The organism is Fibrobacter sp. (assembly GCF_017551775.1).
Lineage (GTDB): Bacteria > Fibrobacterota > Fibrobacteria > Fibrobacterales > Fibrobacteraceae > Fibrobacter.
Genome location: NZ_JAFZKX010000065.1, coordinates 36,332 through 43,482, shown reverse-complemented (window position 1 = coordinate 43,482; position 7,151 = coordinate 36,332). Strand labels below are relative to the sequence as shown.

Annotated in this window: 6 protein-coding genes and 1 pseudogene; all 7 read right to left on the bottom strand. The window is 57.3% G+C overall.

Translation table 11 applies throughout. The features are described 5' to 3' along the window. Positions 1–246 (bottom strand): 2Fe-2S iron-sulfur cluster-binding protein (locus IK012_RS07560; protein ID WP_290952653.1); only part of this gene is annotated, 246 nt, incomplete at its 3' end. Between the two features lie 4 nt (positions 247–250). Continuing rightward, the gene (gene nuoF, locus IK012_RS07555) at positions 251–1,558 is read right to left on the bottom strand and encodes an NADH-quinone oxidoreductase subunit NuoF (protein ID WP_290952650.1); all 1,308 of its coding nucleotides are present in this window, start codon (positions 1,556–1,558) and stop codon (positions 251–253) included. Positions 1,559–1,560: 2 nt separating this feature from the next. Next, positions 1,561–2,622 (bottom strand): NAD(P)H-dependent oxidoreductase subunit E, encoded by a 1,062-nt coding sequence (locus tag IK012_RS07550; protein ID WP_173344062.1) that lies wholly within the window; start codon positions 2,620–2,622, stop codon positions 1,561–1,563. Continuing rightward, complete coding sequence (locus IK012_RS07545) at positions 2,619–3,812, bottom strand: NADH-quinone oxidoreductase subunit D (RefSeq protein ID WP_173379146.1); 1,194 nt, start codon at positions 3,810–3,812, stop codon at positions 2,619–2,621. Before IK012_RS07545 ends, IK012_RS07550 begins: the two co-directional genes overlap by 4 nt. After that, a complete protein-coding gene (locus IK012_RS07540; RefSeq protein WP_290952643.1) occupies positions 3,809–4,414 on the bottom strand; it encodes an NADH-quinone oxidoreductase subunit C in 606 nt (201 codons plus the stop codon). Before IK012_RS07540 ends, IK012_RS07545 begins: the two co-directional genes overlap by 4 nt. A 159-nt stretch (positions 4,415–4,573) precedes the next feature. After that, positions 4,574–5,053: pseudogene (locus IK012_RS07535) on the bottom strand (NADH-quinone oxidoreductase subunit B); the annotation flags it as partial. 128 nt (positions 5,054–5,181) lie between these two features. Next, positions 5,182–7,125, bottom strand: coding sequence for an immune inhibitor A domain-containing protein (locus IK012_RS07530; RefSeq protein WP_290952636.1), 1,944 nt, complete (start codon positions 7,123–7,125; stop codon positions 5,182–5,184). Positions 7,126–7,151: the final 26 nt, after the last annotated feature.

The following is a 7,151-nucleotide window of genomic DNA, read 5'->3' as shown; positions in this document are numbered from 1 at the left end:
CGTGTAGCATGCAATCACGAGCATGCGGCCGCGGGGGCCTTCCTGTTCCACCAAGCACTGGCGGCAGTTACCCGATACCGGCAGGTAAGGATGGTAACATACGTGAGGAGTTTCAATCCCGACAGCCTTGAGGGCCTCGAGCAGGTTCGTATCGCCAGGAACCATCACCGGCTTGTCGTCCACGAAGATTTCCACCTTCGGGCTGTTCTCGGTCGGGAGTTTCGGCATGTTGTAGTAGTTACTCATATTATTACCAGAAAATTCCAGGACGATAGTTATCCTGAACACGCGGCTTGGCGTGGTCGGGGTTCTTTGCGATTAATTCATCGAAGTCGGCTCTGAACTTCGCCGTGTAGCTTGAAACCGGGCCACCGAGCGAAATGGACAGCGGGCAAATCGTCACGCCGCCAAAGCCGCCAGAGAGGCTCTGCATCAGTTCCACGTCGCCGTCGTGGCCCTTGCCTTCCACAATCTGGTTCAGAATGCGGTGCAACAGGCCCGTACCTTCGCGGCACGGAGTGCACTGGCCGCAAGATTCGTGGCTGTAGAAGTTGCCAAGCACGTTCAGGAGTTCGGCCATGTTGTGCGTATCGTTGATCACGATCATGGCGCCCGAACCGAACATCGTCTTCATCGAGGCGAGGCATTCGTAGTCCATCGTGGCCACGGCGCATTCGCCCGCATTCAGCGGAGCGCAAGAAGAACCACCCGGCAAAACCGCCTTCAGGTTTCCGCCCGCGACACCGCCGGCATATTCGTTAATCATCGTCATCATCGGGGTTCCGAGAGGAGCCTCGTACACGCCCGGGTTCTTCACGTCGCCGGAGATGCAGAACACCTTCGTGCCGCCGGCACGGGGCGTACCCATCTTGGCGTATTCGCTCGGGTCGTGCTGCAGAATCCACGGGAGAGCCATGATGGTTTCCACGTTGTTCACGCAGGTCGGGGATTTCCAGGCGCCGCTCACCGCCGGGAAAGGCGGCTTCAGGCGGGGCTGACCCTTCTGGCCTTCGAGCGAGTTGATAAGAGCAGTTTCTTCACCGCAGATGTAGGCACCGGCGCCGCGATGCACGAAGATGTCAAAGCAGAACTTCGTGCCGCAAATGTTTTCGCCGAGGTAACCGGCAGCGTATGCCTGGTTCAAGGCCTTGTTGATGCTTTCGATGCAGGGCAGGAATTCGCCACGGCAGTAGATGTATGCCGCGCGGGAACCGAGGGCCCATGCCGCAATGATCAAGCCTTCGATAAGACGGTGCGGATCTTCCATCATCAGGAAGTGGTCCTTGAACGTACCGCCTTCGCCTTCGTCAGCGTTCACCACGATGTACACGGGCTTGCCGGAATTGCGGGGCACGAAGCTCCACTTCATGCCGGTCGGGAAGCCCGCACCACCACGGCCGCGCAGGTTAGAGCGCTGCACGTAGTCGATGAGCTCGAACTGGCTCATGTTGAACAGGCGTTCCGAAATATTCGCGTAGCCGCCCAGCTTCTTGTAGACTTCAATGTCCTGGGCGCCCTTGCCGAAATTCGCTGTACAAACTTTTACACATTCTGCCATAATTACTTAGCCTCCTCGACCGGAGCCGGCTTCTGGGTGGTCACGGCTTCATTCGAAGGTTTCGCCGTACGTTCGCCGGAAGTGGCAATCATGCGGTACACGTCGCCGACCTTGCCGGCAGCGTCCACGAAAGCCTTGTCCTTCACGCCGGGTTCACCGACAGCGACCCAAGAAGAGCCGTTCTTCTTTTCCACCACGATCTTCGTGAACTCGGGAGCGCCCTTCCATGTGAGGGTAGCGCCGCTTTCATCGGCTTCGGCCTTCACGTTCAAAACCGGAGAAGGAGGAGCGTAGTCGGCAACCTGCGGCTTCGCCGTAGCGCCCGGAGCACCGGGGTGGCCGCAGTGGCCCTTCACGATACCGCCCAGCACGTCGTGCTTCGGCATGTCGTTCACATGCGCACGGCACCAGTCGATAATGCGGTCGATGCTTGCTTCGGTAAGAGTCGTACCGCGCTTCATCTTGAGCTGACCATCGACCACGTCGGTGGCGAAGTCATCGTTCACCAGCATCATCGGGCCGTTTCCGCAACTGCCCAGGCATTCCACCTGAAGCACGGTAAAGAGCCCGTCGGGAGTGGTCTCGCCCGTCTTCACGCCGAGCTTGTTTTCCACGTACTTGATGAGCGGCTGAGCGCCCTTGATGGCGCAGCTGATGTTGCGGCAGAACTGCAGCAGGAACTTGCCCTTCGGAGCGTGGTTGTACATCGTGTAGAAAGTCGCGACACCGAGCGCGTGTGCCGGAGCGCAACCGCAAACGTTAGCAGCCCAGCGGATACCTTCGGTCGGAACCCAGCCGAACACGCCCTGCACGAGCCACAGCACTTCGAGGAGAGCGCCCTGGCCCACCGGGTAGCGGCTGAGCAGATCGGCGCAACGTTCCTTGATTTCGGGAGTGTCGAGCTTAGCGAGCACTTCCTTCGGCTCGGGCTGCGGCACGGCCTTGTTCACGTAGCCGAAAGTCTGGCCCGGATCCGGAAGCGCGTCGATAGACTGCGTCGGACCGTCGAACTTCAGGCGGTTATTGGAGACAAACTGAACAGCACCAGTAATGTGATCTCTCATCGGTCAAGTTCTCCAGCGATAATGTTGAGGCCCGAAAGTACGGCCATGGAGTCGGCAAGCTGACCACCTTCCACGAGGTCGTGGAACGCGGCAAACTGCGTGAGGCAAGGCGGACGCACCTTGATGCGGTACGGATGGCCGCTGCCGTCAGAAACAATCGTGAAACCGAGTTCGCCGTTCGCACATTCGCTACCGCAGTAGTATTCGCCCTCGGGAACGCGGATGCCTTCGTACACGCTCTTGAAGCGCCCGATAAGGCCTTCCATATCCTGGTAAGCGAGCTTGTGCGCCGGCACGCGGATGCGTGGGTCGACGATGTCGACCGGCCCTGGCGTAAGGCGCAACAGGGCCTGGCGCACGATCTTCACGGATTCTTCGATTTCGGCGAGACGCACCTGCAGGCGGTCATTGCAGTCGCCCTGCGTGCCAACCACGACTTCCCAGTCGTAGGTCTCGTAATCGTAATAGGGTTCGTCCTTGCGGAGGTCGCTTGCAACACCGGAGGCGCGCAGGCACGGGCCCGTCCAGCCGTAGCTGATGGCCTTCTCTGCAGAAATCTTGCCGATGCCCACCGTACGGTCGAGGAAGATGCGGTTCCTATCCAAGCAGGCGTGCAGGTCCTTCAAGGCCTTCTCAGTAGAGTCGAGAGCGGCGAGCACGTCGGCCTCGAAGCCTTCGTAGCTGTCGCGGTAGAGGCCGCCGATACGGGCATAGCTGTTGGTAAGGCGCGCACCCGTGAGCTTTTCCCAGATGCACATGATTTCTTCACGCGGGTTGAACGCGTACATGAACGGGGTGGTGCCGCCCAAATCCTGGAAGGCAGCCGCGACGCACACGAAGTGGTCGTTTATACGGGATAGTTCGTTCACAATCACGCGGAGCACTTTCGCGCGTTCCGTGATTTCCACGCCGAACATCGTTTCCACCGCGCGGCAGAACGCGATGTTGTTCATGATGGCCGAGCAGTAGTTGAGGCGGTCGGTATAGGGAATCACCTGCTGCCAGGTGCCGCGTTCCACCATTTTCTCGAACCCGCGGTGCAGGTAGCCGATTTCTTCCACGCTAGCGACGATGGTTTCGCCGTCCATGGCGGCCAAAAAGCGCAAGCAGCCGTGAGTGGCCGGGTGGCTCGGGCCCACGTTCAAGGGCATCAAGTTCAGCTTTTCGCCATTAGGATCCAGTACGATCATTCTTTGATACTCCCTTCCAAAAATTCGTTGTCGTTGGTCCCGACTTCCTTGCTACGCTGGACGACCCGGTAACCGAGGTCTTCCAGGCGCTTCTCGAGGGCCGGGAGCAGGTAGTCGTTGGTGGAGAGCCACTGGCGCTTCTGCGCGGGGTAATCCTTGCGGAGCGGGTGACCGACAAATTCAACGTGGTTCAACAGGCGGCGGAGGTCCGGGTGGCCTTCGAACACAATTCCGAACTGGTCGAACACTTCGCGCTCGTACCAGTTGGCGTTCGCATAGAGGCCGCACAGCGTAGGCACCTTCAGGCTGTCCTCGGAGACCAGCACCTTAAGACGGAAGCGCAGTCCCGGATTCGAAGTGCTCTTGAAGGAATAAGAAACCGCAAAACGCGGGCCTTCGTGGTTCGGGTAAGTCAGGTAGTCAATGCCCGCGATGTCCACGAGCATGTCGAGTTTCACATCGGCTTCGTCCTTGAGGAACTGCACCACGTTGCGCAGGTAGCCCGCGCTCACGATTGCGGTCACGCCCCACTTGTCGAGCGTTTCTCTCTTGGCACCGAATTTCTCTTCCAGGGCGGTGAAGATTTCTTCTGCAGTCTTCATCTTCTACTCCTTCCAGAATTGGGCTTTTTTCACAAGGTTCTGCTCTTTTTCCTTCACAAAACCCTTGAATTCCGAGACCTTCTCGTGGGCGAATTCCTGAGCGTTGGCCTTGGCCTCGGCAGTCTTCGCCTTGATCATCTCGAGCTGTTCCTTGACGCGTTCGGCACGCTGCTTCATGTAGGATTCGTCCTTGATCTTCTTCTGAAGGTCGAACATCGCATCGAAGAACGCTTCCGGACGAGAGGGGCAGCCGCCGATATACACATCCACCGGGATGATGTGGTCAATGCCCGGAACCGTGCAGTAGCAGTCATAGAAGCCGCCGGAGCAGGCGCAAGCGCCCATCGCGATAACCCAGCGCGGTTCCGCCATCTGCTCGTAGATGCGCTTCAAAATCGGGGCCTGCTTGTAGGTAATCGTACCTGCAACCAGGAGCACGTCGGACTGACGCGGCGTAAAACGCACGTATTCTGAACCAATGCGGGAAAGGTCGTAACGACCCACTTCCGTACTCATGAATTCGATAGCACAACATGCCGTACCGTAAGGGAACGGCCAAAGGGAATTGGTCCTGCCCCAGTTGACTATAAAGTCCAGGGACGATGTTATGATGTTTGGCTTTTCTGCCTCAGCTGTCATAGAGGGTACCTCGTAAAATGCGCGTGTAAAGATAGAAAAAAACGCCAAAACTCGGGCGAAATCGCACCCGATTGGAGCGTTACAAAACCATCACGAATTTGATACGGAGTAGCGTAATTCGGTGACTATCAATGCATTACAACACGCACCCGTTCCGAGAGGCCTTTGCCGGCATCGACGCGCACAATGTATGCCCCAAAAGCAAGCCCCGAAAGGTCATGCGAGAACGACTCTCCCGCAAAGCGGTAAGCGGCAAGGAGATTGCCCTGCATGTCGAACAGGCGCACGTTCTTTTCGCCCGCGACATGCGCGAACACATCGAGCGTACGGCCCGAAACAGAGATACGCACCCGCGGATCCACGGCGACCGCGGCGGCAATCGCAACCACCGAAGAAGAACTCCCGGCAACGGAAGAATACGCCATGCTGCTGGAACTTTTCTCAGACGAACTGGATTCTACGGGACACTCCCCTATGCGGCGCGAGGCATTGGGCGTGAAGCATGCGTGTTCCTTCCCTTCGAAACGGACGTTGTAGACGCCTGAAACTTTCGCCTTCCCGCCGCCATTGACGAACGTAAAATTCTTGGAATTCGCCCCCGACTTCACGATATCCTTCACTGCGATACGCTGGTGATTGGGATCCCTGTTGATGGCGTTCTGCTCGACGTACATACCTTTGTCGTAATCGATATACCAGACAAGCACCGCATCGTCGTATTTTCCGCCGCCCAACTTGGAATCGAACTTTTCGGACGGACGATATTCCACTATATAGTACTCGTCGTTTTGGTTCGGGTTCGTAACCGAATACGCCTGCATGTCTGCCAGCCTTTTCAGGCCATAGACGGAATCTTCCTTCGAAATCTCGGTCAGCGTAAGCCAGCCCATGGCTTCCCTCTCGAAAGCCGAAAAAGCGGCAGGGATATTGCCCGCGTTCCAGCTCGTACCGTTGTACATCCCGAGCGACATGATGTCGTAATTTTCCGGCCCGGAGAGCATCTGGCCTCCGCTGGGCTTGTAATAATGGTCCATCAGGCCCAGCACATGGCTGAACTCGTGCGCGAAAATGCCCATCATGTTTATCTTGGAATTGTGGCTTCCGTCATCGTACTGCGCGATAAAGAGGTACTTGTCAAAGACGTACCCGTTGGACTTGTAGGTCATCGAAAACGGATCCGTCACCGAGCCGTTCGCCGACATCTGGTACGCATGTCCCCAGAACAGGCTGCTCTGCTTGAGCGCATCCTCTTCCATTCCCGGGAACAGGAATATGAACCCGTCCACCTTTTTGTCTTCCGAGCAGTACTTATCCGCCTTCGCGAGGAAGTCGGCACGCCGGGTCAACACCTTCACGCCTTCCGACAAGAATTCCCCTTCGCTAAAGCGGTCGCCCGACCCGAAACTGGTCAGCGAAGCATTGATATTTACCGGATACACATCGAAATGCGGGTTGAACTTGCCGCCCGAAGAATACAGGTAATAGTCGCGGAGGCTTCCGACATTGCCGTCCTTGCTGTAGCCTTCCTGGTTCAAAAATGCATGGAATTCCGCGGAATCGCCATGCGCCTTGTCCGTAGTCCCCACAAGCAACACAGGAATCCAACGCTCGCCCGTCACCCACTTCTGCGGCTTAGGCCTCGCCAGCCGAGCAGGTTTCGCATCCCGGCTGTACATCACGGGAACGTGCTCGAAATTCAGTCCTCCCGAGATTTCTTCGGTATCGGGAAATCGGCCCCCGTTCAATTCTTTGTGGTTCTTCCGGGCAGCCTCCTGATCCAGCCCCTCAAGGAATTTTACATCGTCGGCGCTGCGGTCCACCGCGTTTTTCGCGACTACCGAACTCGCCTTGCCCGAGGCGTCTACGTACACGTAATTTCCATCCGCACCCGTAACCAGGTATCCATCGGCAGTTTCGGTATAATGGTAATGTTCATCGCCAAAATGACGGATAGAAACCGAGCTCCCGTCCTTATTCTGCACCGTCTGTACGGCCATGCTAGCCGGGCGCGCAAAAGGCAGCGCAGCCAAGGCACAGACCAGAACGGCCACTATTTTTTTGCAGGAATTCATCATCATCAATATAAATAAATCCACCC